The sequence below is a fragment of the Histidinibacterium aquaticum genome (assembly GCF_008710275.1).
Lineage (GTDB): Bacteria > Pseudomonadota > Alphaproteobacteria > Rhodobacterales > Rhodobacteraceae > Oceanicola > Oceanicola aquaticus.
Window position 1 is genome coordinate 104,730 of sequence record NZ_VYQE01000006.1, and the last position, 26,107, is coordinate 130,836.

Annotated in this window: 28 protein-coding genes; 16 read left to right on the top strand and 12 right to left on the bottom strand. The window is 68.3% G+C overall.

The annotated features are described in order from the left end of the window. Positions 1–61: 61 nt before the first annotated feature. Positions 62–1,276: a multidrug effflux MFS transporter gene (locus F3S47_RS17135; RefSeq protein ID WP_150446535.1), complete on the top strand. Its 1,215-nt coding sequence runs from the start codon at positions 62–64 to the stop codon at positions 1,274–1,276. Positions 1,277–1,346: 70 nt separating this feature from the next. Here F3S47_RS17135 and F3S47_RS17140 read toward each other — a convergent pair whose 3' ends face one another. Beyond that, positions 1,347–2,672, bottom strand: coding sequence for a short-chain fatty acyl-CoA regulator family protein (locus F3S47_RS17140; protein ID WP_150446536.1), 1,326 nt, complete (start codon positions 2,670–2,672; stop codon positions 1,347–1,349). 223 nt (positions 2,673–2,895) lie between these two features. On the opposite strand from F3S47_RS17140, the gene F3S47_RS17145 reads away from it, so the two are divergent. The 8 genes from F3S47_RS17145 to accC all read left to right on the top strand — a co-directional run bounded on the left by F3S47_RS17145 (position 2,896) and on the right by accC (position 10,798). Continuing rightward, on the top strand, positions 2,896–4,254 hold the full coding sequence (locus tag F3S47_RS17145; RefSeq protein WP_150446537.1) for a substrate-binding protein: 1,359 nt from the start codon (positions 2,896–2,898) through the stop codon (positions 4,252–4,254). Between the two features lie 86 nt (positions 4,255–4,340). After that, the gene (locus tag F3S47_RS17150) at positions 4,341–5,372 is read left to right on the top strand and encodes a branched-chain amino acid ABC transporter permease (protein ID WP_150446538.1); all 1,032 of its coding nucleotides are present in this window, start codon (positions 4,341–4,343) and stop codon (positions 5,370–5,372) included. Positions 5,373–5,375: 3 nt separating this feature from the next. Then, complete coding sequence (locus F3S47_RS17155) at positions 5,376–6,587, top strand: branched-chain amino acid ABC transporter permease (protein ID WP_150446539.1); 1,212 nt, start codon at positions 5,376–5,378, stop codon at positions 6,585–6,587. A gap of 10 nt (positions 6,588–6,597) precedes the next feature. Continuing rightward, positions 6,598–7,356 carry an ABC transporter ATP-binding protein gene (locus tag F3S47_RS17160; protein ID WP_150446540.1) on the top strand — a complete coding sequence of 253 codons (759 nt, stop codon included), beginning with the start codon at positions 6,598–6,600 and terminating at the stop codon, positions 7,354–7,356. Between the two features lie 11 nt (positions 7,357–7,367). Then, on the top strand, positions 7,368–8,141 hold the full coding sequence (locus F3S47_RS17165) for an ABC transporter ATP-binding protein (protein ID WP_150446541.1): 774 nt from the start codon (positions 7,368–7,370) through the stop codon (positions 8,139–8,141). Positions 8,142–8,257: 116 nt separating this feature from the next. Next, on the top strand, positions 8,258–8,680 hold the full coding sequence (locus tag F3S47_RS17170) for a hypothetical protein (RefSeq protein ID WP_150446542.1): 423 nt from the start codon (positions 8,258–8,260) through the stop codon (positions 8,678–8,680). Positions 8,681–8,937: 257 nt separating this feature from the next. Continuing rightward, entirely contained in the window at positions 8,938–9,441 is a 504-nt protein-coding gene (gene accB, locus F3S47_RS17175) for an acetyl-CoA carboxylase biotin carboxyl carrier protein (RefSeq protein WP_150446543.1), read from the top strand. Positions 9,442–9,451: 10 nt separating this feature from the next. Further along, positions 9,452–10,798, top strand: coding sequence for an acetyl-CoA carboxylase biotin carboxylase subunit (gene accC, locus F3S47_RS17180; protein WP_150446544.1), 1,347 nt, complete (start codon positions 9,452–9,454; stop codon positions 10,796–10,798). Positions 10,799–10,866: 68 nt separating this feature from the next. Here accC and F3S47_RS17185 read toward each other — a convergent pair whose 3' ends face one another. Then, a complete protein-coding gene (locus F3S47_RS17185; RefSeq protein WP_191090228.1) occupies positions 10,867–11,508 on the bottom strand; it encodes a DUF998 domain-containing protein in 642 nt (213 codons plus the stop codon). 149 nt (positions 11,509–11,657) lie between these two features. Between F3S47_RS17185 and aat the strand changes: the two genes are divergently transcribed. After that, positions 11,658–12,314: a leucyl/phenylalanyl-tRNA--protein transferase gene (gene aat, locus F3S47_RS17190; RefSeq protein ID WP_150446546.1), complete on the top strand. Its 657-nt coding sequence runs from the start codon at positions 11,658–11,660 to the stop codon at positions 12,312–12,314. On the opposite strand, the gene F3S47_RS17195 is transcribed toward aat, so the two are convergent. The 5 genes from F3S47_RS17195 to F3S47_RS17215 all read right to left on the bottom strand — a co-directional run bounded on the left by F3S47_RS17195 (position 12,278) and on the right by F3S47_RS17215 (position 15,490). Next, positions 12,278–12,631, bottom strand: coding sequence for a DUF2155 domain-containing protein (locus F3S47_RS17195; protein ID WP_150446547.1), 354 nt, complete (start codon positions 12,629–12,631; stop codon positions 12,278–12,280). The two genes, aat and F3S47_RS17195, sit on opposite strands and share 37 nt — an antisense overlap. Continuing rightward, a complete protein-coding gene (gene mlaD / locus F3S47_RS17200) occupies positions 12,628–13,074 on the bottom strand; it encodes an outer membrane lipid asymmetry maintenance protein MlaD (RefSeq protein ID WP_150446548.1) in 447 nt (148 codons plus the stop codon). Before mlaD ends, F3S47_RS17195 begins: the two co-directional genes overlap by 4 nt. Beyond that, on the bottom strand, positions 13,074–13,457 hold the full coding sequence (locus tag F3S47_RS17205) for an NADH:ubiquinone oxidoreductase subunit NDUFA12 (RefSeq protein ID WP_150446549.1): 384 nt from the start codon (positions 13,455–13,457) through the stop codon (positions 13,074–13,076). Before F3S47_RS17205 ends, mlaD begins: the two co-directional genes overlap by 1 nt. A 69-nt stretch (positions 13,458–13,526) precedes the next feature. Then, a complete protein-coding gene (locus tag F3S47_RS17210; RefSeq protein WP_150446550.1) occupies positions 13,527–14,327 on the bottom strand; it encodes a glycosyl transferase in 801 nt (266 codons plus the stop codon). Continuing rightward, a complete protein-coding gene (locus F3S47_RS17215; RefSeq protein ID WP_150446551.1) occupies positions 14,324–15,490 on the bottom strand; it encodes a M20 aminoacylase family protein in 1,167 nt (388 codons plus the stop codon). Before F3S47_RS17215 ends, F3S47_RS17210 begins: the two co-directional genes overlap by 4 nt. A gap of 103 nt (positions 15,491–15,593) precedes the next feature. On the opposite strand from F3S47_RS17215, the gene F3S47_RS17220 reads away from it, so the two are divergent. Further along, positions 15,594–16,970 (top strand): MATE family efflux transporter, encoded by a 1,377-nt coding sequence (locus F3S47_RS17220; protein WP_150446552.1) that lies wholly within the window; start codon positions 15,594–15,596, stop codon positions 16,968–16,970. On the opposite strand, the gene F3S47_RS17225 is transcribed toward F3S47_RS17220, so the two are convergent. Together F3S47_RS17225 and F3S47_RS17230 are read right to left on the bottom strand one after the other, a co-directional pair. Beyond that, entirely contained in the window at positions 16,967–18,250 is a 1,284-nt protein-coding gene (locus F3S47_RS17225) for a DUF3422 family protein (protein ID WP_150446553.1), read from the bottom strand. The genes F3S47_RS17220 and F3S47_RS17225 overlap by 4 nt on opposite strands. Before the next feature lie 119 nt (positions 18,251–18,369). Beyond that, positions 18,370–19,539: a type III PLP-dependent enzyme gene (locus F3S47_RS17230; protein ID WP_150446554.1), complete on the bottom strand. Its 1,170-nt coding sequence runs from the start codon at positions 19,537–19,539 to the stop codon at positions 18,370–18,372. 704 nt (positions 19,540–20,243) lie between these two features. Here F3S47_RS17230 and F3S47_RS17235 point away from each other — a divergent pair. Continuing rightward, positions 20,244–20,417: a YqaE/Pmp3 family membrane protein gene (locus tag F3S47_RS17235; protein WP_150446555.1), complete on the top strand. Its 174-nt coding sequence runs from the start codon at positions 20,244–20,246 to the stop codon at positions 20,415–20,417. Continuing rightward, positions 20,414–20,809, top strand: coding sequence for a DUF4112 domain-containing protein (locus F3S47_RS17240; RefSeq protein WP_150446556.1), 396 nt, complete (start codon positions 20,414–20,416; stop codon positions 20,807–20,809). The genes F3S47_RS17235 and F3S47_RS17240 overlap by 4 nt, the downstream gene beginning before the upstream one ends. Here F3S47_RS17240 and ndk read toward each other — a convergent pair. Both ndk and F3S47_RS17250 read right to left on the bottom strand, forming a co-directional pair. After that, positions 20,806–21,228, bottom strand: coding sequence for a nucleoside-diphosphate kinase (gene ndk / locus F3S47_RS17245; protein WP_150446557.1), 423 nt, complete (start codon positions 21,226–21,228; stop codon positions 20,806–20,808). The genes F3S47_RS17240 and ndk overlap by 4 nt on opposite strands. Before the next feature lie 63 nt (positions 21,229–21,291). Then, entirely contained in the window at positions 21,292–22,110 is an 819-nt protein-coding gene (locus tag F3S47_RS17250; protein ID WP_191090229.1) for an alpha/beta hydrolase, read from the bottom strand. Between the two features lie 93 nt (positions 22,111–22,203). On the opposite strand from F3S47_RS17250, the gene F3S47_RS17255 reads away from it, so the two are divergent. Genes F3S47_RS17255 through F3S47_RS17265 form a run of 3 tightly spaced genes read left to right on the top strand, consistent with a single transcriptional unit; the run spans position 22,204 to position 25,281 of the window. Next, positions 22,204–24,054, top strand: a complete 1,851-nt coding sequence (locus F3S47_RS17255; RefSeq protein WP_150446559.1) for an ABC-F family ATP-binding cassette domain-containing protein — start codon at positions 22,204–22,206, stop codon at positions 24,052–24,054. Then, complete coding sequence (locus F3S47_RS17260) at positions 24,051–24,668, top strand: MarC family protein (protein ID WP_150446560.1); 618 nt, start codon at positions 24,051–24,053, stop codon at positions 24,666–24,668. Before F3S47_RS17255 ends, F3S47_RS17260 begins: the two co-directional genes overlap by 4 nt. A 37-nt stretch (positions 24,669–24,705) precedes the next feature. Then, positions 24,706–25,281, top strand: a complete 576-nt coding sequence (locus tag F3S47_RS17265) for a retropepsin-like aspartic protease family protein (RefSeq protein WP_150446561.1) — start codon at positions 24,706–24,708, stop codon at positions 25,279–25,281. 387 nt (positions 25,282–25,668) lie between these two features. Here the strand turns inward: F3S47_RS17265 and F3S47_RS17270 are convergent, their stop codons facing one another. Further along, positions 25,669–26,073 (bottom strand): GNAT family N-acetyltransferase, encoded by a 405-nt coding sequence (locus F3S47_RS17270; RefSeq protein ID WP_150446562.1) that lies wholly within the window; start codon positions 26,071–26,073, stop codon positions 25,669–25,671. Positions 26,074–26,107: the final 34 nt, after the last annotated feature.

Below are 26,107 nucleotides of genomic sequence, written 5' to 3' on the forward strand. Positions count from 1 at the left end.
TCCGGTGGCAGGAGAGGAGACGCGGCATGAGAACGACTCCGGCGCGGGCCAACACCGCCCGATGAGCGACGCGGTCCGAGACCAAGGGACAGGCGAACTTCGCCTGCTGCTGACGCTGGGCGTCCTGCTGGCCTTCGCCTCGATCTCGACGGACCTCTTCCTGCCCGCTCTTCCCGCCATGGCCGAGGCGCTCGGCGCGGCAGAGGGCGAGCTGGAGCTCGTCGTCTCCACCTACCTGCTGGGCTTCGGCGCGGGCCAGCTTCTCTGGGGACCGGTGAGCGACCGGTTCGGGAGGCGCGGGCCGATCATGGCCGGGCTCGCGGTCTTCGCCCTCGGCTCGGCGGGCTGCGCGCTGGCCACCGAACCCTGGCACGTCATCTCCTGGCGCGTGGTGCAGGCGCTGGGGGCGAGCGCCGGCGTGGCCCTCGCCCGCGCCATGGTGCGTGACCTCTACGACCGCGACCGTGCGGCGCGGGTCCTCTCGACGCTGATGACCGTCATGGCCGTCGCGCCGCTCCTCGGGCCGCTGGTGGGCGCGCAGATCCTGGCGCTCGCCAGCTGGCAGGCGATCTTCTGGACGCTCGTCGCCATCGGTCTCGGGACGCTTGCCGCGGTTGCCGGACTGTCCGAGAGCCTGCCGCCGGAGGACCGATCCGAGGATGCCATCGGACGGAGTTTCCGAACCTACGCCGAGTTGCTCGGCAACCGCGCCCTCATGGCCCATGCGGGCGCGATCGGCTTCTTCTATGTCGGTGTCTTCGCCGTGGTTGCAGGCGGGCCCTTCGCCTTCGTGACCTACCACGGGCTCTCGCCGTCGGCCTACGCGCTGGTCTTCGCGTCCGGCGTCTTCGGCCTGATGATCGCGAACATGGTCAACGCGCGGCTGGTGACGCGGGTCGGCTCCGACCGGATGCTGCGCGGCGGCGCGGCCGGGGCGGCGCTGGCCGGTCTCTTCTTCGTGGTGGTCGCCGGGACCGATCTCTTCGGCGTGGCGGGGCTGATCCTCGCCAGTTTCCTGTACAACGCCCTGAATGGCCTGATCACCGCGAACGCCATCGCCGGGGCCCTGGCGAAGGTTACCCGCGGGGCGGGCAGCGCCTCGGCCGTGGTGGGGGCGATCCAGTACGGAAGCGGCATGATCGGCGCCGCGCTGGTCGGCGCGCTGGCCGACGGCACGCCGCTGCCGATGGGTGCGGTCGCCTGCCTCGGCGGCCTGGGCTGTCTCGGCCTGACGCTGGTTGCGTCCAGGACGGCACGGCGGGACGACAAAGGTTAACGGCGCCGCCGACATTCCGGCTTTTCTACTATTATCAGTATCTTAAGGCACTGTCCAAATTTGGACAGCCTCACCGCGCGGCAAGATCCGCCCCGGCAAGGATCGACGGCTCCCGCCGCGCCGCGCAGTCGTCCCTCGGACAGATCCGGCAGGAGAGGCCGACCGCCCGGGCCTCCTCCCCCGCCATATCCGGCGGAGCGGCCGTGTAGATCATCGTCGCCTCGTGGGTCACCGGAGCGCCATAGCCCACCCCGCCAAGCGGCTCGCAGACGGCATAGGCCAGGAGCGCGGGCGAGGTGCCCGACGGCAGCCTGACAAGCGACCTGAGCGGCTGGCCCGGCCGCGAGAGCGCCTCGAAGAGCGGCCAGAGCGGACAGGCTCCGCCCGCCCGCGGCAGGCTCGCTTCCGACAGCGGAGTGAGCGCGGTCAGCACCCCCGCGCCGTCGCAGATCGCGAGCCCGGTGACCGGGTGCCCCCGCTCCGGCGGCAAGGACGCGAGCCTCCGCATGACCCGAGGCAGGGGCACCCCGAACCTGCGGGAGAGCGCCAGCGGATCGTGGCCCTCGTCCCGCGCCGCCTCGGAGAACGCTGCCAGCGGCAGGACCCCGGCATCCGCCGCGTAGCGCTCGAGCCGTTGCCGCGCCACGGCCCGGCCCGCTCCCGAGACGAGCTCGGTGGCGTCGGCGAGAACGGCCTCGATCGCCTCTGCGCCCTCCCGCTCGATCTCCGGCAGGTGCCCGCCCCGGGCCTCGATCAGCGCATCGGCCTCCTCGATCGCGGAGAGCGGCGCACCCCGCTCCGCGCCCGTTTCGTCGAGGTAGCGCACCAGCGCCTGCGAGCTGTCGGCGAGCCTCTGGGCGTCGTCGTAGATGTTGCGGTGAAATCGGGCCTGCCAGTCCGCGTCGATCTCCTCGCCCCCGGTCAGGATCCCGGAAGTCGAGCGGATCGAGGTCACCGCCGAGATCACCTCGTGCAGCGAGCTCGCGAGCTGCGGGTCGTGGGCCAGCCGGTCCGACATGCCCCTGACGCGCGCCTCCAGCGTATCGAGGCTCCGGTCCTGCGCGGCCAGCAGCCCGGCCCAGCCGGGAAACCGGCCGGCGAACTCCTCGATCCGGTCGAGCTCCGCCTCCCCCGGTCCCTCGCCCGCCCGCGCGGCGGCGCGGCGCAGGGCGTCGAGCGTGCCGCTTTCGGCCCCGTCGGAGAGCACCTGCGGGTCCAGACCCAGCGCGCGGGCGATCTCGTTGAGCAGCTTGCCCGCGATTCTGCGGCGATTGTGCTCGATCAGGTTGAGGTAGGACGGCGAAATCCCGGCCTGCTTGGCGAGCTCCGCCTGACGCAGGCCCTGGTCGATCCGCCGCTCGCGGATCCGGCTGCCCGTGAATTGCCCCTGGGGCATCGGCAAAACCCTTTCGATACAGACGCTTTCTGCACCCGCGAGAAAACCAATTTACAGCTTACACAGCCGCAGTGTGTATGTCTTTACAAAAAAGTTACGCAGCCACAGGGACTTGTTGCCTAATTTTCCGAACACGCCCGATAGTGTGGACGCGCTGACCACAGCGCCGGGTGTGCCGGATGGAGGAGATCCTGCGCACCTGTCACCATAGGGAGGGTTCTAAATGACCAAATCCAACTTCACCCGTCGCGGCGTGATGAAGACGGGCGCCGTGGCCGGCGCCGGCCTCGCGCTGCCGACCTACCTGAGGGCGCAGGAGAGCTTCACCAACAACCCGACCGGCGACACCGTCACGCTCGGCTTCAACGTCCCCCAGACCGGCCCCTACGCCGATGAGGGCGCCGACGAGCTCCGCGCCTTCGAACTGGCCGTCGAGCACCTGAACGGCGAAGGCGACGGCGGCATGCTGCAGACCTTCTCGTCCAACGCCCTCGAGGGCAACGGCATCATGGGCAAGCGGGTCGAATTCGTGACCGGCGACACCCAGACCAAGTCCGACGCGGCCCGCGCCTCCGCACGCTCGATGATCGAGAAGGACGGCGCGATCATGATCTCCGGTGGCTCCTCCTCCGGTGTCGCGGTCGCCGTGCAGGGCCTCTGCCAGGAAGCGGGCGTGATCTTCATGGCCGGCCTGACGCACTCCAACGACACGACCGGCAAGGACAAGAAGGCCAACGGCTTCCGCCACTTCTTCAACGCCTACATGTCCGCCGCGGCCATGGCGCCGGTGCTCGAGCAGCTCTACGGCTCGGACCGGAACGCCTACCACCTGACCGCCGACTACACCTGGGGCTGGACGCAGCAGGAGTCGATCCAGGCCGCGACCGAGGCGCTCGGCTGGACCACCGTCAACAACGTGCTGACGCCGCTCGCCGAGACCGACTTCTCGGCCTACATCGCGCCGGTCCTGAACTCGGGCGCCGACGTGCTGGTCCTGAACCACTATGGCGGCAACATGGTGAACTCGCTCACCAACGCCGTGCAGTTCGGCCTCAAGGAAGCGCAGGCCAACGGCAAGCAGTTCGAGATCGTCGTGCCGCTCTACTCCGAGCTCATGGCCCGCGGCGCCGGCCAGGCGATCGCCGGCATCCCCGGCTCGCAGAACTGGGACTGGAAGATCGAGAACGAGCTGGGCGATCGCTACAAGGGCACCAACGCCTTCGTGCAGTCCTTCGGCGAGAAGTACGGCTTCCCGCCCAGCCAGGCGGCCCACACCTGCTACGCGCAGACGCTGCTCTATGCCGACGCCGTGGCGCGCGGCGGCAGCTTCAACCCCTGCTCCGTCGCCGAGGCGCTGGAAGGCTACGAGTTCGACGGTCTGGGCAACGGCCCGACCCTCTACCGTGCGGCCGACCACCAGTGCTTCAAGGACGTCGTGGTGGTGCGCGGCAAGGAGAACCCGGAGAACGAGTTCGACCTCGTGGAGATCGTCGAGGTGACCCCGGCCGAGCAGGTGACCTACGAGCCGGATCACCCGATGTTCGCCGGCGGCGCCCTGGGCGAGTGCAACCCCGGCGCGTGAGCCGGCAGGTAGGGCGGGGGATCTCCCCGCCCTACAGCTCCGCCTGAGCAAGCGGGGTTTTCCCTTTAAAACACGAAGGTGGGGACATGGACGCGATCATCCTCCAGTTTCTGAACGGGCTCGACAAGGGCTCGGCCTACGCGCTGATCGCGCTCGGGCTCACGCTTATCTTCGGCACGCTGGGCGTGGTGAACTTCGCCCACGGCGCGCTCTTCATGATCGGCGCCTTCTGCGCGGTGACCGTGCAGCGTTTGCTGAGCCTCTCCTACGAGGTGGAAGTCGAGGGTGAGACCGACTTCCTCGGCAACCCGATGACCACCGACATCCCCTATGTTCAGAGCTGGTTCGGCGAGGCCATCGGACAGGGGATCATCGACTGGTCGGTCCCGCTCGCGATCCTCTTCGCGATCCCGGTCATGCTGATCGTCGGCTTCGTCATGGAGCGCGGGCTGATCCAGTACTTCTACAAGCGCCCCCACGCCGACCAGATCCTGGTCACCTTCGGCCTGGCGATCGTGCTGCAGGAGATCATCAAGCAGATCTACGGCGCGAACCCGATCCCGACCCCGGCCCCCGAGGCCTTCCGCGGTTCGCTCGACTTCGGCGTCTGGCTGGGCTTCGATCCGAACACGATCATCTACCCGTACTGGCGGCTGGTCTATTTCTTCTTCTCGGCCTTCATCATCGCCGCGGTCTTCGCCTTCCTGCAGTTCACCACCTTCGGGATGGTGGTCCGCGCAGGCATGGCCGACCGCGAGACCGTGGGCCTGCTGGGCATCAACATCGACAAGCGCTTCACGGTGATGTTCGGCATCGCCGCCGCGGTCGCGGGCCTCGCGGGCGTCATGTACACGCCCATCAACTCGCCCAACTACCACATGGGGATGGACTTCCTGGTCCTGAGCTTCGTCGTGGTCGTCGTGGGCGGCATGGGCTCCCTGCCCGGCGCCGTGCTCGCGGGCTTCCTGCTGGGGATCCTGCAGAGCTTCGCCTCGATGAACTGGATCAAGGACATCCTCCCGGGGATCGACCAGATCATCATCTACCTCGTGGCCATCGCCATTCTGCTGACCCGCCCCCGCGGCCTTCTCGGCCGCAAGGGCGTGATGGAGGACTGACCCATGCTCGGTCTGAACAGGAAAGACCTGACCCTGATGATGATCGTGGCCGCGATGACGCTGCTGGCTCCGATCATCCTCAACCCCTTCCCCTCAGACAGCGCCATGGCGCAGTTCAACGCGGGCTACCCGGACCTGATGCAGCGGTTCGTGATCTTCGGGATCTTCGCGATCGGCTTCAACATTCTCTTCGGCCTGACCGGCTACCTCTCCTTCGGCCACGCGGCCTTCCTCGGGGTGGGCAGCTACTCGGCGGTCTGGATGTTCAAGCTGCTGAGCATGAACGTGATCCCCGCGATCGTGCTCGCCGTCATCATCTCCGGCCTCTTCGCGCTGGTGATCGGCTACATCTCGCTGCGGCGGTCGGGGATCTACTTCTCGATCCTGACGCTGGCCTTCGCGCAGATGTCGTTCAACCTCGCCTACTCGGTGCTCACGCCGATCACCAACGGCGAGACCGGCCTTCAGCTCGCGCTCGACGACCCCCGCGTGCTGGATGGCGGCTCCAGCGGCGGCTCGCTGCCGGTGACCCAGCTCTTCGGGCTCGAGATGCGCGCGACGACCCAGTTGGAGATCGGCGCCTGGTCCTTCGACTTCAACGTCGGCTACTACCTCTGCGCGGCCATCATGCTGGCGGTCTTCTACCTGGCCATCCGGATCTTCCGCTCGCCCTTCGGCATCATGCTGCGGGCGGTGAAGTCGAACCAGCAGCGGATGAACTACACCGGCCTCAACTCGCGGCCCTACACCCTCGCGGCCTTCGTGATCTCGGGGATGTACGCGGGCCTCGCCGGCGGGCTCATGGCCTCCATGGACCCGCTCGCGGGCGCCGAGCGGATGCAGTGGACCGCCTCGGGCGAGGTGGTGCTGATGACCATCCTCGGCGGCGCGGGCACGCTCATAGGGCCGGTCCTCGGTGCGGGCTTCATCAAGTACTTCGAGAACATCTTCTCGAAGATCAACGACAACGTCCTGCACAGCTGGTTCGCGGTCATGCCCGACGGGATCGAGGACTTCCTCGTCACCATCGTGCATCCCTTCGTCGGCAAGGGCTGGCACCTGACGCTCGGCCTGATGTTCATGGCGGTCGTCATCTTCCTGCCCGGCGGCCTCGTCGAGGGCGGCCAGCGGATCGGCCGGTTCGTCACCGGCCGGCGCAACAAGAAGGCGGGCGGCGCCGAAGCCGAAGCCGCGCGCAAGCAACCGGCCGAGTGAGGGGAGAGACATGGGCATTCTCGAAGTCAAAGGCGTCAACAAGCGCTTCGGCGGCCTCCAGGCCCTCGGCGACGTGAACCTCAGCGTAGCGGAGAACACCTGCCACGCGATCATCGGGCCGAACGGCGCGGGCAAGTCGACGCTGCTGAACTGCCTCGTCGGCAAGCTCATCCCCGACAGCGGCTCGGTCATGTTCGACGGCCAGTCGGTGCTGGGCCGCAAGCCCTACGAGATCAACCAAATGGGGATATCGCGGGTGTTCCAGACACCCGAGATCTTCGCCGATCTCTCGGTGCTGGAAAACGTCATGATCCCCTGCTTCGCCAAGCGTGACGGGGCCTTCCGGATGCATGCCGTGGAAAGCGTGGAATCGGAGGCCGGCATCCGCGAGGAGGCCCTAGCGATGCTCGAGGACGTCAACATGGCGGACAAGAAGGGCATGCTGGGCAGCTCGCTCTCGCGCGGGGACAAGCGGCGGCTGGAGATGGCGATGTGCCTGGTCCAGCGGCCGAAGCTCCTGCTGCTGGACGAGCCCACCGCCGGCATGGCGCGGGCCGACACCAACAACACCATCGAGCTGCTCAACACGATCCGCGACAAGCGCAACATCACGATGTGCATCATCGAGCACGACATGAACGTCGTGTTCTCCCTGGCGGAGCGCATCACCGTGCTCGCCCAGGGCACACCGCTGGTCGAGGACACCCCCGACAACATCAAGGGCCATCCCAAGGTCCGCGAAGCCTACCTGGGCGAAGCCCAGGTCTGAGGAGACGCCAGATGGCACATGTGGAATCCATCCGCCGCGAGGGCGGCTTCGACAAACGCCGCAGTTCGGCCGGGACCGATCCGAAGTTCCTCTCGGTCTGGGACATCCAGGCCTACTACGGCGAGAGCTACATCGTTCAGGGTGTGAGCTTCGACATTCACGAGGGGGAGATCCTCGCCCTGCTCGGCCGCAACGGGGCGGGCAAGACCTCGACGCTCCGGACCATCGCGCGGCTCGACAACCCGCAGCTCGTCCACGGCGAGATCTGGCTCGACCACAAGCCGCTGCACGAGATGCGCGCGCATGAGGCCTCGTCGAACGGCATCCAGCTGGTGCCCGAAGACAGGCGGATCATCCCCGGGCTCACGGTCGAGGAAAACCTCCAGCTCGCACAGATCGCGCCGCCGAAGGGCTGGTCGCTGGAGCGGGTCTACGAACTCTTCCCGCGCCTTGCCGAGCGCCGCAAGCAGGAGGGCGTGACCCTCTCGGGCGGCGAGCAGCAGATGCTCTCGATCGCCCGCGCGCTCTGCCGCGACATCAAGGTGCTGCTGCTGGACGAGCCCTACGAGGGCCTCGCCCCGGTCATCGTGCAGGAGATCGCGAAGACCCTGGAGCTCATCCGGGACCAGGGTATCACCACCGTAATCGTGGAACAGAACGCCGTCGCCGCGCTGAAGCTCGCCGACCGGGCGGTCATCCTCGACATCGGCAAGGTCGTCTACGACGGCTCGGCGCAGGAGGTGCTCGACGACGAGGCCCTGCGCGCCCAGTACCTCGCCATCTGACGAGAGCTGACGGGCTGGTAACCAGGACCCCCGGCGCGCCGGGGGTCTTTACGATTCGGCAAGAGATTCTGCGCTATCCACGGCCCTGAAGCCTGTCCAGCGATCAGGAGGTCCAGATGGAGATCAGCCTTCGACCGGCCCAGGTTGCGCCCTCCTTCGTGGCGGATGCGCGGCCTACGGCCGACACCGCGGCACTCGTCCGCGATCCGCAACCCGACCTGCCCCTCCCCCTGCCGCCCGGCCAGGGCCAGCACGCGGCGACGCTCCGCGCGTCGCTCGTCGTGACGACGCCCGAGGAGGCGCGCGGGACGGAGGGCGCCCGCCGACACTCCGCTATCGACCCGATGCAGCGCACCCTTAAGCCCTACGGAGTGACCATGCTGCCCGACGAGGCCGCCCGCCGCGCCGCGGCTGAGCAGGCTCAGGCTGTGTCCCGGGCCGCCAGCGACGCCGCAGCGACAGAGGCCCGCGCGGAGGATGAGAGCCGCCGCGCCGATGACGCGAAACCGATGCCGACCGGGCAGAGGCCGATCTCGTGACCGCGCCGCGCGCGCCCGAACCGCCCGACGTTTCGACTGAAGCGATCGCCCCCGAGGCCCCTCAGAGCGCGTCCGAACCGGAAATAGACCGCCCAGAGCCGGTCTGAAGGTCGAATTTTGACGCCGGGCCCGCTTTTCCCCCCCGGGGCCCTCGCGTATAAGCGACCGGACAGGAGGTCCGGCGCAACTCCTTGTCCGGGCCGAAGGCCACGCAGAACAGCGCCGCCGCCAGACGCGACACAGGCCCGAGGACGCAGATGAGCAACAGCCCGACCCACGAAAGTGACGTGACCTTCATTCGCGCGCTTGCCGAATTGCTGCGCGAGAACGATCTCACGGAGCTCTCGGTCAAGCGCGAGTTCGGCGAAGACGACAGCCTCCAGGTGACCGTCAGCCGCCAGGCGCCCGTCGCCGCTCCCGCCCCCGCGCCCGCTGCGCCCCAACCCGCCGCGGCCCCTGCCCCGGCCCAGGGCACGGCCGCCGCGAGCGCTGCGCCCGCAGAGGCCGCCGACGATCCCGCCAGCCACCCCGGCGCCGTGACCTCCCCCATGGTCGGAACGGCCTACCTTCAGGCCGAGCCCGGCGCGCCGCCCTTCGTCAGCGTCGGCGCCACGGTGCAGGAGGGTGACACGGTCCTCATCATCGAGGCGATGAAGACCATGAACCAGATTCCCGCCCCCCGGTCTGGCACGGTGAAGCGCCTGCTGGTCGAGGACGGCACTCCCGTCGAGTACGGCGCACCGCTGATGATCATCGAATAAGGGCCCAGCCATGTTCGACAAGATCCTCATCGCCAACCGGGGCGAGATCGCGCTTCGGGTCATCCGGGCCTGCCGCGAGATGGGCATCGCCTCGGTCGCGGTCCATTCCACGGCCGACGCCGACGCCATGCACGTCCGCATGGCGGACGAGGCGATCTGCATCGGCCCCGCCCCATCGCCCCAGAGCTATCTCTCGATCCCCTCGGTGATCTCCGCCTGCGAGGTCACGGGTGCCCAGGCGATCCACCCCGGCTACGGCTTCCTCAGCGAGAACGCGAGCTTCGTCCAGGTGGTCGAGGATCACGGTCTCACCTTCATCGGGCCCTCCGCCGAGCACATCCGGGTCATGGGCGACAAGATCACCGCTAAGGAGACGATGAAGGCGCTCGGCGTGCCCTGCGTCCCCGGCTCCGAGGGCGGCGTTCCGGACTTCGCATCGGCGCGCAAGATCGCCAAGGACATGGGCTACCCCGTCATTATCAAGGCCACCGCGGGCGGCGGCGGCCGCGGCATGAAGGTCGCCCGCTCAGAGAGTGAGCTGGAGCGCGCCTTCCAGACCGCGCGGTCGGAGGCGAAGAACGCCTTCGGCAACGACGAGGTCTACATCGAGAAGTATCTCACCACGCCTCGCCATATCGAGATCCAGGTCTTCGGCGACGGAAAGGGCAACGCCGTCCACCTCGCCGAGCGGGACTGCTCGCTTCAGCGCCGTCACCAGAAGGTGCTGGAAGAGGCCCCCGGCCCCGCGATCACCCCGGAAGAGCGGGCGCGGATCGGCGCGATCTGCGCCAAGGCGGTCGGCGACCTCGGCTATTCCGGCGCCGGCACGATCGAGTTCCTCTACGAGAAGGGCGAGTTCTACTTCATCGAGATGAACACCCGTCTGCAGGTGGAGCATCCGGTGACCGAGGCGATCTTCGACGTCGACCTCGTGAGAGAGCAGATCCGCGTCGCCGAAGGGCTCCCCATGTCCTTCACACAGGACGACCTGCAGATCGTGGGCCACGCCATCGAGGTGCGAATCAACGCCGAGAAGGTGCCGGGATTCTCGCCCTCCCCGGGCCGGATCAGCCAGTATCACGCGCCCGGCGGGCTGGGCGTGCGGATCGATAGCGCGCTCTTCGACGGCTACAAGATCCCGCCCTACTACGACAGCCTCATCGGGAAGCTCATCGTGAAGGGCCGCGACCGGCCCGAGGCGCTGGCCCGCCTCTCCCGCGCGCTCGGGGAGCTGATCGTCGACGGCGTGGACACGACGATCCCCCTCTTCAACGCGCTCCTGCAGGAAGAGGATATCCAGACCGGGGCCTACAACATCCACTGGCTCGAGAAATGGCTGGAGCACAACTTCGGTTGAGCAAGGGCGTCCAAATTTGGACGCCCTGCTAACTCATTGGTTTAAAACAAAAACCCGCGGATGCCGCGTCAGCCTTCGGCGGTGCGCAGGCGGTGACTCTTTTCCCAGCCGCGGCCGAGGAAGAAGAGCGACAGTGGAATGGTCCAGAGCAGCGTCGCGCCAATGGCGATCTTCTCGATGATCCCGTCATAGGCCGTCGGCGACAGCTTGAAGACCGTCGCGAGGACGATCCAGAGCACTGCCGACGCCACGAAGAGCACCGCGTAGGACCGGCGGACGCCTTCGATCCCCCCCGCCATAAGGAGCGGACCGGCAAGGTAGAGCGGCCCGAGCAGGAGCGTCAGGCGCGTGTGGATCGTCCAGTCCGCAGGACCGACCGCGCTGTTGTGAAACTCGTCCCACAGGCCCAGCAGCACGACGACGAGCGCTAGCAGCGACAGGCAGATGATGCCGAGGGACCAGGCCATGCGGCCGAGGTGGATGTGCGCCGCAGCTATGGCGAGCGCGAGCAACCCGCCCGCGTTGAGGTAAAAGCCCAGATCCATGATCCACTTGTGCGGCCCGCGGGCGAGATCGCTGACCGTGTCCGAGACGAAATCGTGCTGCGCCACCTCCGTCGCGAAGGCCATCAGCACGAGCGGCGCGATGTTGCCCAGAAGGCCACAGAGCCCGCAAAAGAGCAGCAGCTCCGGGCGCTCTTCCGTAACCACACGGGCTTCCTCGTGTCTCGGTTGTGTCGCGAAGGGCATGTTGTGTTGGTCCAATGCAGCTTGAGGGAGGACGACGCACCGGACGGGATCGAGGTTCCCCGGAGTCGAACTCCCTTTTCTTTGCCCGGCCCGGGGGGCAGTAAGGACTCATGAAAGACGACGGCCCTGCCCTGACGCCGGATCTGCTTCTCACCGCCTACGCGACGGGCATCTTCCCCATGGCAGAGCGCCGTGGCGATCCGGAAATCTTCTGGGTGGATCCCCGGCTGCGCGGCGTGATGCCCCTCGACGGCTTTCACGTCTCGCGCTCGCTCGCCCGCCGGTTGCGCAAGGGGCGGTTCAAGGTGACCGTCGACAAGGACTTCGCCGGCGTCGTCCAGGGCTGCGCCGACCGCGACGAGACCTGGATCAACGATACGATCTTCTCGCTCTACGACGCACTCTTCCGGTCCGGCCACGCACATTCGGTCGAGGTCTGGTCGGAGGACAAGTCGCGCCTCATCGGCGGCGTCTACGGGGTGGCGCTTGGCGCTGCGTTCTTCGGCGAGAGCATGTTCAGCCGCGAGACCGACGCCTCGAAGATCGCGCTGGCCTTTCTCGTCGACCGGCTCCGGGTCGGCGGCTTCAAGCTGCTCGACACGCAGTTCCTGACGCCGCACCTTGCGAGCCTCGGCGGCATCGAGATCTCGCGCCGCAGCTACCGGCGCCAGCTGGCCGAGGCGATGCGGCAGTCAGCCGATTTTCACAGGCAGGGGCGCGTGCCCCCGGCTCAGGACGTTGTGCAGCGCAGCGGCCAGACGTCGTAGCGGGGGTGCTCCATGGCGCTCAGCGCCGGGGAGGAGGCGATCATCCAGCCGCGAAAGACCGGCTCCGCGTCGTCGCGGTAGTGAATCGTGAGCTGCGCGAAGGCATCGCCAGACGGATTGCCCGCGGGATAGCGGCACTCGCCGAGACCGATGGACAGCAGGCCGACCTCGACCGCCGTACCGTTCGGCACGGTCAGGTCGTCCACCGCACCCGTCTGCTTGTCGAGCACACGAAGCACGGCGCCCTGTGCCGTCACCGCCTCCTGCGCTGCGGCGGGTGCCGCGAGCGTCAGCGCGAGAAGCGCGGCGCGGATCATTCCTCGCCCCCGCCTACGTAGCGGAGCAGCAGGTTGATGAGGCTCACCGAGCCCTGCGTGTCCATGAAGGTATCGCCCGGCTGGAAGTAGTCGAAGCTGCCGCCCGGCACGATCTCCATGAAGTTGCCGCCGAGCAGCCCTTCGGAGGAGACGGCGAGCGAGCTGTCGTTCGGCACGAGCAGGCCGTCGCGCAGGGTGATGGTGACTTCGGCGCGGTAGGTCTCGTCGTTGAGGCCCATGCCGGTGACGCTGCCCACCTTCACGCCCGCGAGCTTCACGTCGGTCCCGACGTTGATGCCCTCGGCCGAGCGGAAGTTGCCGTTCAGCGAATAGCCGTCGGTGCGGGCGGTGACGCCCGTGCTCTGGGTCATGAAGACGAGAAAGCCAACGGCGAAGGCAAGCACCGCGCCGCCGGCCGCGAGTTCGAGCGGGTTCTCTCGCATTACTCGGGTGTCCAGGCCTCGTAGTCGGAGCGGGGCGCCGGCTGCGGCCGCCGGATCGAGCCGATCGGCGCGTAGGCGTCATCGGTACCGGTGAGATTCGGCAGGTGCTCCTTCTCCCACGGCTGGTGCTTCAGCGGCTTCTCGGTCGGGGGTTCGTCCCAGGTGCGGTGCAGCCAGCCATGCCACTCGGGCGCGATGCGGCTGCCCTCGACCTCTCCGTTGAAGATGACCCAACGCTTCGAGTCGTCCGCGTTGCGGTAATAGAGGTTGCCCTGGTCGTCTTCGCCGACCTTCTCGCCGTTGCGCCAGGTGAAGAACTGGGTGTTGAAGGTCTGCCCGTCCCACCAGGTGAAGAGGCGCTTGATGTTGTGTCCGATGCCCATGGTGCGTCTCCTGCGCGGTCGCTACGTCCTTGCCTCATCCGGCGTCCGAGGTCCAGTGGACCCGGTGTCTCAGGCCCATTCCGCGCCGAGATCCGCGCGGGCCCTGTCGATCCAGTGCTCGCGTAGCCAGGGGACCGGGCGGGCATAGCGCAGGAGAGAGCCGGAGTAGCCCTCGACCGCCTCGGGCATCTTGGGATGGCCGTGGAAGCAGACGACGCGGGCGTTTTCCGGCAGCCGCGCGGGGCGGAGCCAGTTGACGGGCGGCAGGCCGAGGCAGTCGTGCTTGAAGCTGACGACCATGTCCTCGGGCAGGTAGTCGAACTCGCCGCGGTCCTGCGCCTTGGTCGAGGTATAGCGCTGCTCGGATCCACGGGCGCGCTCGACCTCGCCGGTGGGGTCCTTCGCGATGTCCTCGTAGAGGTATCCGTGCCTCTCGGGCGTGAAGCGGAAAACGGACCCGTGTCCTGTTGGCCGCCCGCGGCGGGCCTCCACCCAGTCGGCGCGCATGGCGACCTTCTCGTCGGGCAGTTCCCAGAGCGGCGTGATATCTCCGGTGATCACGACGTCTAGATCGAAGCCCAGCACCGGGCCCTCGTGGTCGGGGATCAGGCCGGGGCGGAAGAGGGAAACCTTGCGCATCGCTCCCTGCCGGTTGGCGACGGCGAGGGCCTTTGACATCTCCTCGTGGAAGGGCTCCTCCGGCAGAGGCAGCACTTCCACGTCCGGGTGCAGGCCCTCGGCATCCTCGGTCATGCAGAGGAATCGCACCGGCAGGGGCAGGTGCCGCCGGACGCCGGAATAGAGGCGGTTCACGTATTCCGGCCCGAAGGCGGTGCCCCACTTGATGCAGGCGACGGTGGCGCGGGTCATTGGCGGGCGGGCGGGCCCAGGCGGCGCTCGGCGATCTCGGCCCACCAGGAGGTGCCCGCCGGGATCGCCTCGTCGGAGAAGTCGTAGTCCGGCGAATGCACGGCGGCGGTGTCGCCGTTGCCGACGAGGATATAGGCTCCGGGCCGCTCCAGCAGCATGAAGGCGAAGTCCTCTCCGCCCATGACGAGCGGCGCCTCGGCGCAGTCGCCGGAAACGGCGCGGGCGGCTTCCGCGGCATGCTCGGTCTCGGCGTCGTGGTTCGCCATGACGGGATAGCCGCGGTTGTAGGTGACAGCGGCCTGGGCGCCGTAGGCGGCGGCGGTCTGTTCGGCCAGCGCGGTGAGGCGGGCCTCGGCCAGGTCCTGCACCTCGGGCTTGAGCGTCCGGACAGTGCCGCGCAGCGTCACCCGCTGGGGCAGGACGTTGAAGGCCTTGGACGAGCTGTCGAGCGTGGTGACCGAGACCACGCATTGCTCGACCGGGTCGGCGTTGCGGGCGGCGATGCTCTGGAGCGCGAGCACGACGTGGGAGGCGACGAGTACGCTGTCAACGGTCTCGTGCGGCTTGGCGGCGTGACCGCCGCGCCCCTCGATGACAATCTCGAAGTCGTCGGAGGCGGCGAAGAAGGGACCGGGGCGGATGGCGAACTGGCCGGTCGGGATGCCGGGCCAGTTGTGCATGCCGTAGACCTCCTCGATGCCCCAGCGCTCCATCAGGCCGTCCTCGCACATGAAGCGCCCCCCGGCCCCGCCTTCCTCGGCGGGCTGGAAGATCACCACGACACGGCCGGCGAAGTTCCGGGTCTCGGCAAGGTAGCGGGCAGCGCCGAGGAGCATGGCCGTGTGGCCGTCGTGGCCGCAGGCGTGCATCTTGCCGGGCTCGGTCGAGGCGTAGTCGCGGCCGGTCCGTTCCTCGATGGGGAGCGCGTCCATGTCGGCGCGAAGGCCCACGGTGCGCCCGGGCCCCTGCCCCTCGATCACGCCGACGACGCCGGTGCGTCCGATCCCCTCGACCACCTCGTCGCAGCCGAAGTCCCGGAGCCGCTCGGCGACGAGGCCGGCGGTGCGGTGGGTGTCGAACATCAGTTCAGGGTGCGCGTGCAGGTCCCGTCGCCACTCGGTGATCTCGGGCACGAGTTCGGAAATGCGGTTGCGGACGGGCATGACGGCTCCTTGCGGGTGATGCGTCCTACTTGGCCCCTGGCGCGCGGCTGGGCAAGAGTGCCGCAGGGGCGGAACCGCGCGGCAGCGGCCGCATTTCGGCTTCATGTCTCAGCCAACCCGCGACCTGACCCGCGGGGCCGTCTGGCGCGCGATTGCCGCCGTGTCCGCCCCCATGACCATCGGAATCTTCGCCGTTCTCTCGGTTGGGCTGGCCGATGCCTTCTTCCTGGGCAGGCTGGGGCGCGACCCGCTGGCCGCGGTCGGCTACATCTTCCCGGTCATCACGGCGATCACCTCGCTCTCCATCGGCCTGTCCGCTGGGACCAACGCCGCCGTCAGCCAGGCCATCGGCCGGAAGGAGAGCGAGGACGCCGAGCATCGCCTGGCGCTGCATGCGGTCGGGCTCGGGACCACGCTGTCGATCCTCGTCGCGCTGGCGGTCTGGTGGAGCTTCCCGGCGCTCTTCCGGCTATTGGGCGCGAGCGAGGCCGTGGCGGTGGAGATCGCGGAATACATGCCCTGGTGGGCGCTCTCCTTCCCGTTGCTGGTCACGCTGATGCAGATCCAGGCGGTCTTCCGCGCCCACGGCAAGGGCGGCTGGGCCGCGGGGATCATGACCGTCTCGGCCCTGATGAACGTGGGGATGGACCCGATCCTGATCTTCGGGCTCGGGCCGATCCCCGCGCTCGGGACCGAGGGCGCGGGCCTCGCCACCTTCCTCGCACGCGTCGCGGCGGTCTGTGGCGCGGTGGCGCTGGCGGTCTGGTCGGGGCTGCTGCGGGTGCGCTCGCGGCCCTTCCTCGAGCTCTGGTTCTCGATCAAGACCATCGCCCATGTCGGCGCCCCGGCGGCGGTGTCGAACGCCATCAACCCGGCGGGTATGGCCGCCGTCACGGCTGCGGTCTCGGTCGTGGGCGAGACCGCGGTCGCGGGCTTCGGCGCGGCGACCCGGGTGCAGTCCATGGCGCTCGTCCCCCTCATGGCGCTCTCGGCCGGGATCGGCCCGGTGGTCGGCCAGAACTGGGGCGCGGAGCGGCAGGACCGCGCCGCGAGAGGCCTCTGGCTCTGTTTCTCGTGGTGCGCGCTCTACGGGCTCGGCGTCGGCGCGCTGCTCTTCCTCTTCGCCACGCCCATCGCGGCGGCGATCGCCAACGGCTCGGACGCGGCCGAGTTCGGCGCGCAGTACCTCCGCTGGGTCGGCTGGAGCCTCTTTGGCTACGGCATGGTCGTCACCGGCAACGCGGCGATGAACGCCCGCGACAAGGCGGTCTGGTCGCTCGGGCTCTCGCTCTCCCGGATCGCGGTCATCTACCTGCCGCTGGCCTGGGCGGGGGTGACGCTCTTCGGCTACCCTGGAATCGTCGGCGCGGCGGTCGCGGCGAACGTGCTGGGCGGCGCGGGCGCGGCTTTTGCCACCTGGAAGACGGGCCTGCTGAGGCTGCCGTCGCGCGCGCGCTCGACCGCTGCGCAGGCAGCCTAGCCCTTCTCGACCGACTTTCGGATGCTGCGGACCATGAGCGCCACGGCAATCACGACGAGCGGCATCGCGATCGCGCCCAGGACGGTGCGCGAGAGCCCCGCCCCCTCGGCGAAGGGTGCGAGGAGGTAGAGCACGAGGTTCAGCGCGTAGTAGCTGATCGCCACGACGGAGAGACCCTCGACCGTTTTCTGCAGCCGCAGCTGCATGTCGGAGCGTCGGTCCATCGACTCCAGCAGCGACTGGTTCTGCGCGGAGCGCGCGACGTCGACCTGCGTCCTTAGCAGGTCCCCTGCCCTCAGCGCCCGGTCCGACATGGCCTGCATCCGCCGCTCGGTCGATTTCACCGTCCGCATGGCCGGGTCGAAGCGGCGCATCATGAACTCGGCGAAGGTCTGGCGGCCGCCGAAGCGGGTCTCGCGCAGAACCTCGATGCGCTGGTTCACGATGGTCTCGTAGGCGCCGGTCGCCCCGAAGCGGAAGGAGGTCTGGGCGACGAGGGTCTCGAGCTCGGCCGAGATCGCGAGCAGCGAGTTCAGCGTCTCCTCGGGCCGGGCGAGCGGGCCGGTCATGTCAGCCACGAGCTCGGTCAGCTTGTTCTCGATCCCGTTGAGCTTGCCGCCGATGTCGCGGGCCATGAAGAGGCCCAGCATCGACATCGCCTTGTAGGTCTCGATCTCGCAGAGGCGCTGTATCACGCGGCCGGTCCGCTGGGGTCCGGTGTCCGGCCTGACGAAGACCGCGAAGCGCATGTGTCCGGACGGATCGATGTGGAAGTCCCCGGCGACCACGAGCTGGTCGTCGAGCACGCGCGAGATCGCGAGGCTTTCGGGCACGAACCAGTCGGTGACCTTGGGGATGATGCCCTCGTCGGTCTCCGCCTCCTCGATCCGGATCAGCGCCGAGGTGAGCCTCTGACCCGGCGCGTTCGCGAGCCAGTCCTCGGGGAAGAGGCGAAAGGTCTCCGCCTCGAAGGGGCGTTCGGCCACGCCGTCGCCGAAGATCGTGAAGGTCACGAACTCGGTGTGGCTCTCCCACTTGAGCTGGTGCCGGCCGATCTGCCCGAAGTAGTGCGTGGCGCCCGGCTGGGGGTGCTTGGCCCCGAAGCGGTCGAGCAGCTCGACGAGATGCGCGCGGTCGGCGTCGCGGTCACGGCCGGCGGCGTTCTCCGCCGGTTTGAGCGCGAGATAGGCCGCGCGGGCCGGTGCCTGGACGATGGGAAAGGGCCGAGCGTGCAGCTCGTTGGCCATCGCGTAACGCTGGGGATGATCGTCGATGGTCATGGACCGGCCTCCCTCTCCTTGCGTCAAGGTAGAGGAAAACCCGGCCCGGTAAAGCGGGAAAATCTTTTTCCGTCAGAGCGTTAGCGGCGCACAATGGTATACCGTGCGCCGCGCGGGCCTCAGATGCAGACGACGTCCAGCGGAGGGAAGCCGTTGAAACCCACCGAGGAGTAGGTCGAGGTGTAGGCCCCGGTGTTCCGGATCAGCACCCGGTCGCCGGACTTCAGGCCCACGGGCAGCATGACCGGCCGCTTCTCGTAGAGCACGTCGGCGCTGTCGCAGGAGGGACCCGCGAGGATGCAGGGCCCCATCGGCTCATGATCGCGCGCGGTCTCGAGCTGGTAGCGGATCGCCTCGCCCTCGGTCTCGGCCAGACCGGAGAAGCGGCCGATGTCGAGGTAGACCCAGCGGTGCAGGTCGCGGTCCGATTTGCGGCTGACCAGCATGGCTTCGGCGACGATGGTCCCGGCCTCGGCGACCATGCCGCGGCCGGGCTCGGCCATGATGTGCGGCACGTTCGGGAAGCGGGCCTCGACCATCTCCATCACGGCGCGGGCATAGGCCTCGGGGGCCTCGATCTCCTCGCCGTAGAAGGCGGGGAAGCCGCCGCCGATGTTGAGGATGCTGAGGCCGTGGCCGGCCGCCTGCGCCGCGGCCCAGGTCTCGGCCAGCGCGTCGAGCGCGGGGCCCCACATCTCGGCGCGGCGGGTCTGCGAGCCGACGTGAAAGGAGATGCCCACCGGGTCGAGCGCGAGGTCGCGGGCGTAGTCCATGAGCTCGAGCGCCTTGGAGGCGTCGCAGCCGAACTTGCGGGTCAGCGGCCAGTCGGCCTCGGAGACCTCGACGATGAGGCGGATGTAGACGCGCGCGCCGGGGGCATGCTCGGCGATCTTCTCCAGCTCCTCCTCGGCGTCGGCGGCAAAGAGGGTGATGCCGCGGTCCCAGGCCCAGGCGATGTCGGAGGGCTTCTTGATCGTGTTGCCGAAGGAGATCTCGCGCGGTTTCGCGCCGCGGGACAGGCAGAGCGCGATCTCGCCGCGGGAGGCGGCGTCGAAGTGCGAGCCGAGAGAGACGAGGCGGTCGATGACCTCCTCGGCAGGGTTGGCCTTCACGGCGTAGTGGATCTGGGCGCGTCCGAGGCCGGTGGCCAGCGCGCGGAACTGGCGCTCGACCCGGTCGAGGTCGACGACGAGCGTCGGCCGGTCGAAGTCCGACAGGGCGATGAAGGTGTCGAGGCGGGAGACAGCGGAATCGGCGCGCAGCTGCGCGTTATGCATCGTCATGGTCATCTCCAATAGACCCGGCCAGCTATGACCGCTCAGTTCCAAGGGAGACGTTACCGTCGCTGCATAACGCGTGCCGGTGTGTCTGGTGAGCTCGCTAGGCTCGATCACCGGACGTGGCCAGAGGCGCGTGCGTTGGCGTCTGTTCTGTTCGCGCATCTGCGGCATCGTCCGAGTCGATTCAAGAGATTTCTCGGGCCGGATTCAGATTTTTTCGCAAGCGCCTGCGCAGGCCTCACCTGCATCGGCGAAGGGGCGCTCACGGACGGCCCGGAGGCCCCCGTGACACCGATACAATCTCGACGGCGCGCCACATTTCCGACACGATTCCGCCAGCCCGACGTCCGATTTCAGAGTCACGGATCAGGGTCATGGCCTCGCAAAGAAGGCCGATCGACCGGGATTGATCGCATCAGGCCGAAAGGTGATCCCAATGGCAGGCAAGAGCACGAGCAAGCAGACCCCCGCGCAGGGGACTTCTCCCAAGGAGCCGCGTCCCCGCCCTCCAGTCACGTTCCGCGACTACGCGAGCATCTGACGGGCGCCGACGCGCGATCCCGTCCGGCCGCGCCCGGGCGAAGACCCTCCCACTTTGCCCGGACGCCGGCCGGCGGGTGATACCCGCCGCTCCCTGCCCCTTGACCGGGGGCGGCGGAACATCGCGGGGGGATGTCCGTTGACGTGGGTGAACCCACACGGGAGACCGAACAATGGATATCATCCGCATTATCGTCGCCATCCTGCTGCCGCCGCTCGGCGTGTTCCTGCAGGAAGGCCTGCGCAAGCATTTCTGGATCAACATCCTCCTGACGATCCTCGGCTATATCCCGGGCATCGTGCACGCGATCTACATCATCGCACGTGACGAGCCCGCCCGCGCATGACCCGGCTCGAGGAAGTTGAACGACTGGAGCGGCTGGCCCGGAACATGGACAGCCTCTTCCGGATCCCGGGCACCAAGATCCGGGTGGGCGCCGACTCAATCATCGGCCTGGTGCCCGGCATCGGGGATACGCTCACCCTCGCGCCCGCCGGATGGATCATCTGGAAGGCGCGCGAGATGGGTGTGCCGCAGCACAAGCTTTTGGCGATGTGTGGTAACGCCGGGATCGACTGGATCGTCGGCTCCATTCCCCTCGTCGGCGACCTGTTCGACGTCGGCTGGAAGGGGAACCTGCGCAACGTCCGGCTGCTGCGCGAGCACTTCGAGAAAGTGGGAGATGACGCGGCCGCCGATGTGATCGACGGCCACGCCGAAACGGTGGAAATCCGTTAGCCGACCAGCTCTAGGCCGGAGAAGAAGAAGGAGATTTCTTCGGCCGCGGTCTCGGGCGCGTCGGAGCCGTGAACCGAGTTCTCGCCGACCGACTCGGCGAACTCGGCACGGATGGTGCCCGGCGCCGCATCGGCGGGGTTCGTGGCGCCCATCACTTCGCGGTTCTTCGCGATCGCGCCTTCACCTTCCAGCACCTGCACCACGACCGGGGCCGAGGCCATGAAGGAGGTCAGCTCGTCGAAGAACGGGCGCTCCTTGTGGACGGCGTAGAAGGCGCCGGCCTGGTCCTTGGTCAGCTGGATGCGCTTCTGCGCGATGATGCGCAGGCCGGCGTCCTCGAACTTGGCGTTGATCTTGCCGGTGAGGTTCCGGTTGGTGGCGTCGGGTTTGATGATCGAAAGGGTGCGTTCCACAGCCATGTGATGAGCCTCGTCAGGGGGTTTCGGATATCGCGGCTCGCCTAGCATGGGGGTCTGCCCCCCTCAAGCCGCCAGATGCCGCGCGAAATGGGCGCCCAGACGGTCCAGCGCCGCTGCGCCCTGCGGCAGGGCGTCGGGCCAGAGCGGGAACATGTGAAACAGGCCCGGCGTGACATGGAGCGTGGTTTCCACGCCCCGAAGCCCGGCCCCGCGGACAAGCAGCAGGCTGTCGTCGAGCAGGATCTCGTCGCCCGCGGCCTCCAGGTGCAACGGCGGCAGCTCCGAGAGGTCGGCCAGCAGGGGCGAGGCCTGAGGATCGCTGTCCGCGATCTCCGCCGTCTTCCGCCAGAGCGCGAGGTCGCCCGCATCGTCGTTCATCGCGTCGCTGCTGCGGTCTCTGGTGGCGCTCTTCCCGGTGCGGTCGGTGTTAGGCGCGATCAGGCCAAGGGCCGCCACGCGGCCGGGCCGCGCCAGCGCGAGGTTCAGCGCCAGGTGCCCGCCTGCGCTGTCCCCGCCAACGGCGAGCGGACCTTCCACCGCGTCGACGATCCCGCAGGCTGCGTCCAGCATGGCAGGCCAGCGGTCCTCGGGCGCGCGCGGATAGACGGGCAGTACGACCCTCAGCCCCGCCTCTGCCAGCCGCTCGGCCATGAGCGCATGGGTCTCCGGCGCGCCGAAGACGTAGCCGCCGCCGTGAAACCAGAGCACGAGTGGCCCCTCCCCCGTCGTTCGCGCCGGCACGCCGCCGATCTCCGTCGGCGCAAGCTCCGGCTGCGGGCCGAGCCGGGCTTCGAAGGCCTTGCGCATGGCCTCGACCTCCCCCTCCACCGGGTGGGCGGAGAGGTGTTTCCTGAGAGTCTCTTCGTCCGTCGGTCGATCCATGTCGCGGTCCTTCTGCATCCAGCCGAAGAGAGGGCGCTTTGCCGCGGAAGCAAGCGCGTTGACGGCCCCGCGAGGCTCTGGCACCTCCCGCACATGCTGCGCATTTCCGACCTGAGCTATTCCGTCGCCGGCCGCCCCCTGCTCGAGGGCGCGACCGCAACCATTCCGACCGGGCACAAGGTCGGGGTCGTGGGCCGAAACGGCACCGGCAAGACGACCCTCTTCCGGCTGATCCGGGGGGAGCTGGCGCCCGAGGGCGGTGAGATCGAACTGCAGCGCGGCGCGCGCATTGGCGGCGTCGACCAGGAGGTGCCGGGCAACGAGGTCTCGCTGATCGACACGGTGATGGCCGCCGACACCGAGCGGGCCGAGCTCATGGCCGAGGAAAGCGACGACCCCTCGCGGATCGCCGAGATCCAGACACGGCTTGCGGACATCGACGCCTGGTCGGCCGAGGCGCGGGCCGCCTCGATCCTCAAGGGCCTCGGGTTCGACGACGCCGAGCAGCGGATGCCCTGCTCCGCCTTCTCGGGCGGCTGGCGGATGCGCGTGGCGCTGGCGGCGGTGCTCTTCGCCGAGCCGGACCTGCTGCTGCTGGACGAACCGACCAACTACCTCGACCTCGAGGGCGCGCTCTGGCTGGAAAGCTACCTCGCGAAGTACCCGCACACGGTGCTCGTGATCTCGCACGACCGGGGCCTGCTGAACCGCGCGGTGGGCGGGATCCTCCACCTCGAGGACCGCAAGATCACCTACTACGCCACGCCCTACGACAAGTTCGCGGAGCAACGCGCGGCGCGGCTCGCGGTGGCGGAGGCCGAGAACCAGAAGGCCAAGGCCCGCGTCGCGCACCTGCAGAGCTTCGTCGACCGGTTCCGCTACAAGGCGTCGAAGGCCAAGCAGGCGCAGTCGCGGCTGAAGATGATCGAGCGGATCCAGCTGACCTCGACCCCGCAGGAGGCCGCGCTGCGCGCCTTCACCTTCCCCGAGCCCGAGGAACTCTCGCCGCCGATCATCGCGATGGAGGGCGTGGGCGTCGGCTACGACGGCGAGCCGGTGCTCGACAAGCTGGACCTGCGCATCGACCAGGACGACCGCATCGCGCTGCTGGGCCGAAACGGCGAGGGCAAGTCGACCCTGTCGAAGCTGCTGGCCGAGAAGCTCGCGCCGTTGCACGGCAAGATGACGCGCGCCGGCAAGCTGCGGGTGGGCTATTTCGCACAGCACCAGCTGGAGGAGCTGCGCCCCGAGGAGACGCCCATCGACCACGTCCGGCGCGAACGTCCCGACGAGGCGCCGGCGCGGCTGCGCTCGCGGCTGGCGGGCTTCGGGCTGACGGCGCAGCAGGCGGAACTGCCGGCGGGGCGGCTCTCGGGCGGGCAGAAGGCTCGGCTCTCGCTGATGCTGGCCACGCTCGACTCGCCGCACCTGCTGATCCTCGACGAGCCGACCAACCACCTCGACATCGAGAGCCGCGAGGCGCTGGTCGAGGCGCTGACCGCCTACACCGGCGCGGTGGTGCTGGTCTCGCACGACATGCATCTGCTCAGCCTCGTGGCCGACCGGCTCTGGCTGGTGAAGGACGGGCGGGTCCGGCCCTTCGACGACGACCTCGAGGCCTACCGGCGAATGCTGCTCTCTTCCGACAAGCCGAAGGAGAAGGAGAAGAAGGCGGAGAAACCCAAGGCCCCCCGCCCCTCCCGCGACCAGATCCTCGAACTGCGCGCCGAGGCGCGGCGCTGCGAGGACCGCGTACGCAAGATCGAGGACATGCGAGAGAAGCTCTCGCAGAAGCTCGCCGACCCCGACCTCTACGAGGACGGCCGGACCGGCGAGCTCGAGACCTGGAACCGCAAGTACGCCGAGGTCATGGACGGGCTCGACCGGGCGGAGACGCTCTGGATGGCGGCGCTGGAGAAACTGGAGGCGGCGGAGGCGCGATGACGCTCCCCGACCTCATCGCCGCCTTCACGGCGCTCTTCGTCATCATCGACCCGATCGGCTTGACCCCGGTCTTCGTCGCCGTGACCAGGGGGATGCCCGACGCCCGGCGGCGGCGCATCGCGGTGCGCGCGGTGGTGACGGCCGCGCTAATCCTGCTGGCCTTCGTCATCTTCGGCGAAGCGCTTCTGGGCTTCGTCGGCATCTCGATGCCCGCCTTCCGGATCGCGGGCGGTATCCTTCTGTTCCTCACCGCGCTCGACATGCTCTTCGAGCGGCGGCAGGCGCGGCGCGAGGACCAGGCGGAAGAGGACCCTTCCGACGACCCTTCCGTGTTTCCGCTGGCGATCCCGCTGCTCGCAGGCCCCGGGGCCATCGCGACGATGATCCTGCTGACCGGCCAGGCCGAGGGGCCGGCGCATTTCGCCAGCGTGATCGGCGTGATGCTGACCGTCCTCGCCATCGCCTTCGGGCTCTTCATGATGGCGGGCCCCATCGAGCGGGGGCTGGGCAAGGTCGGCGTCAACGTGGTGACGCGGCTGCTGGGGATGCTGCTGGCGGCGCTCTCGGTGCAGTTCATCCTCGACGGACTTCGCACCTTCGGCATCGCCGGGTGAGTGGACAGGGGGGCTCGCGCCCCCCATATCGGTCTGCATGACCGGCAGCGACTACGGAAACCTCGCCTACCTCGTGCTCCTCGGCCTCGCCGTTGGCGGCTGGCTGATCGCGAGCAACCGCGAGAGCACGGGCAAGATGCTGAAGCAGGCCGCGACCTGGGCGCTGATCTTCGTGGGCGTCGCGCTGGCGGTGGGGCTTTGGACCGACATCCGGTCGCAGATGCCGCAGCAGTCGGTGCTGTCGGAGCGGGCGATCTCGGTGCCGCGGGGCTACGACGGCCACTACCGGCTGACGCTCGAGATCAACGGCGCGCCGGTGGATTTCGTCGTCGATACCGGCGCGTCCGAGATGGTTCTGAGCCGGGCCGACGCGAAGGCGGTGGGGATCGACCTGGCCGATCTCGCCTATACCGGCACGGCGGCCACCGCGAACGGGACGGTCCGGACGGCCCCGGTGCGGCTGGAGACGGTCTCGCTCGGACCCATCGAGGACCGGAACGTGCGGGCGCTGGTGAACGAGGGAGAGCTCTACGGCTCGCTCCTCGGCATGGGCTACCTGCAGCGCTTCGAGCGGATCGAGATCGCCGACGACGAGCTGATCCTGACCCGGTGATCCGGGGTGTCCAAGGTTGGACATCCGATCAAGTCCCTGTATTTTAAGGGCAAGTAGATTTAGAGGACATCTGTCCGGCCCCGGATGGAACGCCGGCGGGCGGTCCTGTCCGGGCGGTGCAATGGGGGCTATCCACTCAGCCAGGCCCTGGACGTGTCGAGGAGCGTGGCTAGATCGAGCGCAAAGCTCAACTGGGCGGCCGTCTGCTTTGAGCCCATATTGGCCGAGGGGTGCCGGTCTGAGTTCGCAGGTGCAGCGAGACGCTCTGCGTGGCGAGCGGCCCAGAGCTGACATTCGCCTCGATGCCCGTCGCCGGGCCCGCCTTTCTCAAAGCGGTCATTGGGAACGGCGCGCAGAAACTGCCGCTTGGCGCCCAGACCGAGGTCGCTACAGCCCCATGGTCAGTTCGATCTCGTCTTCCACGACCCGGCCGGTCCTATTAAGCCCAAGCGACACGTAGAACCGTAGCGCCGCGTGGTTGCCCGGAACTACGGATGTCTGGAAGGCGCTATTCCCCCGAGCACGAGCCCAGCTGATCGCATGATGCATGGCGCTCGTCCCAAAGCCTTGGCCTTGATGCTCGCTGCCGATCATCATGCGCATGAGGAAAGCGGCGTTGGGATCATCGCCTTCCTCCAGTTCGTCATGCTCTCTGAGGTCGATGAGGCCCATGAGCCCCACGATTTCCTCGGCATGTCGGATCGAAAAACGCAGCCCCCTGAGATGTAAGCGAATTCCGCGAACGTAAGGGCATTCGGAGCGACGTACATAACCTGATGCGGCAAGACCGATAGGCTGAAGAGCTCGCCCAGATCAGCGCGCTCCA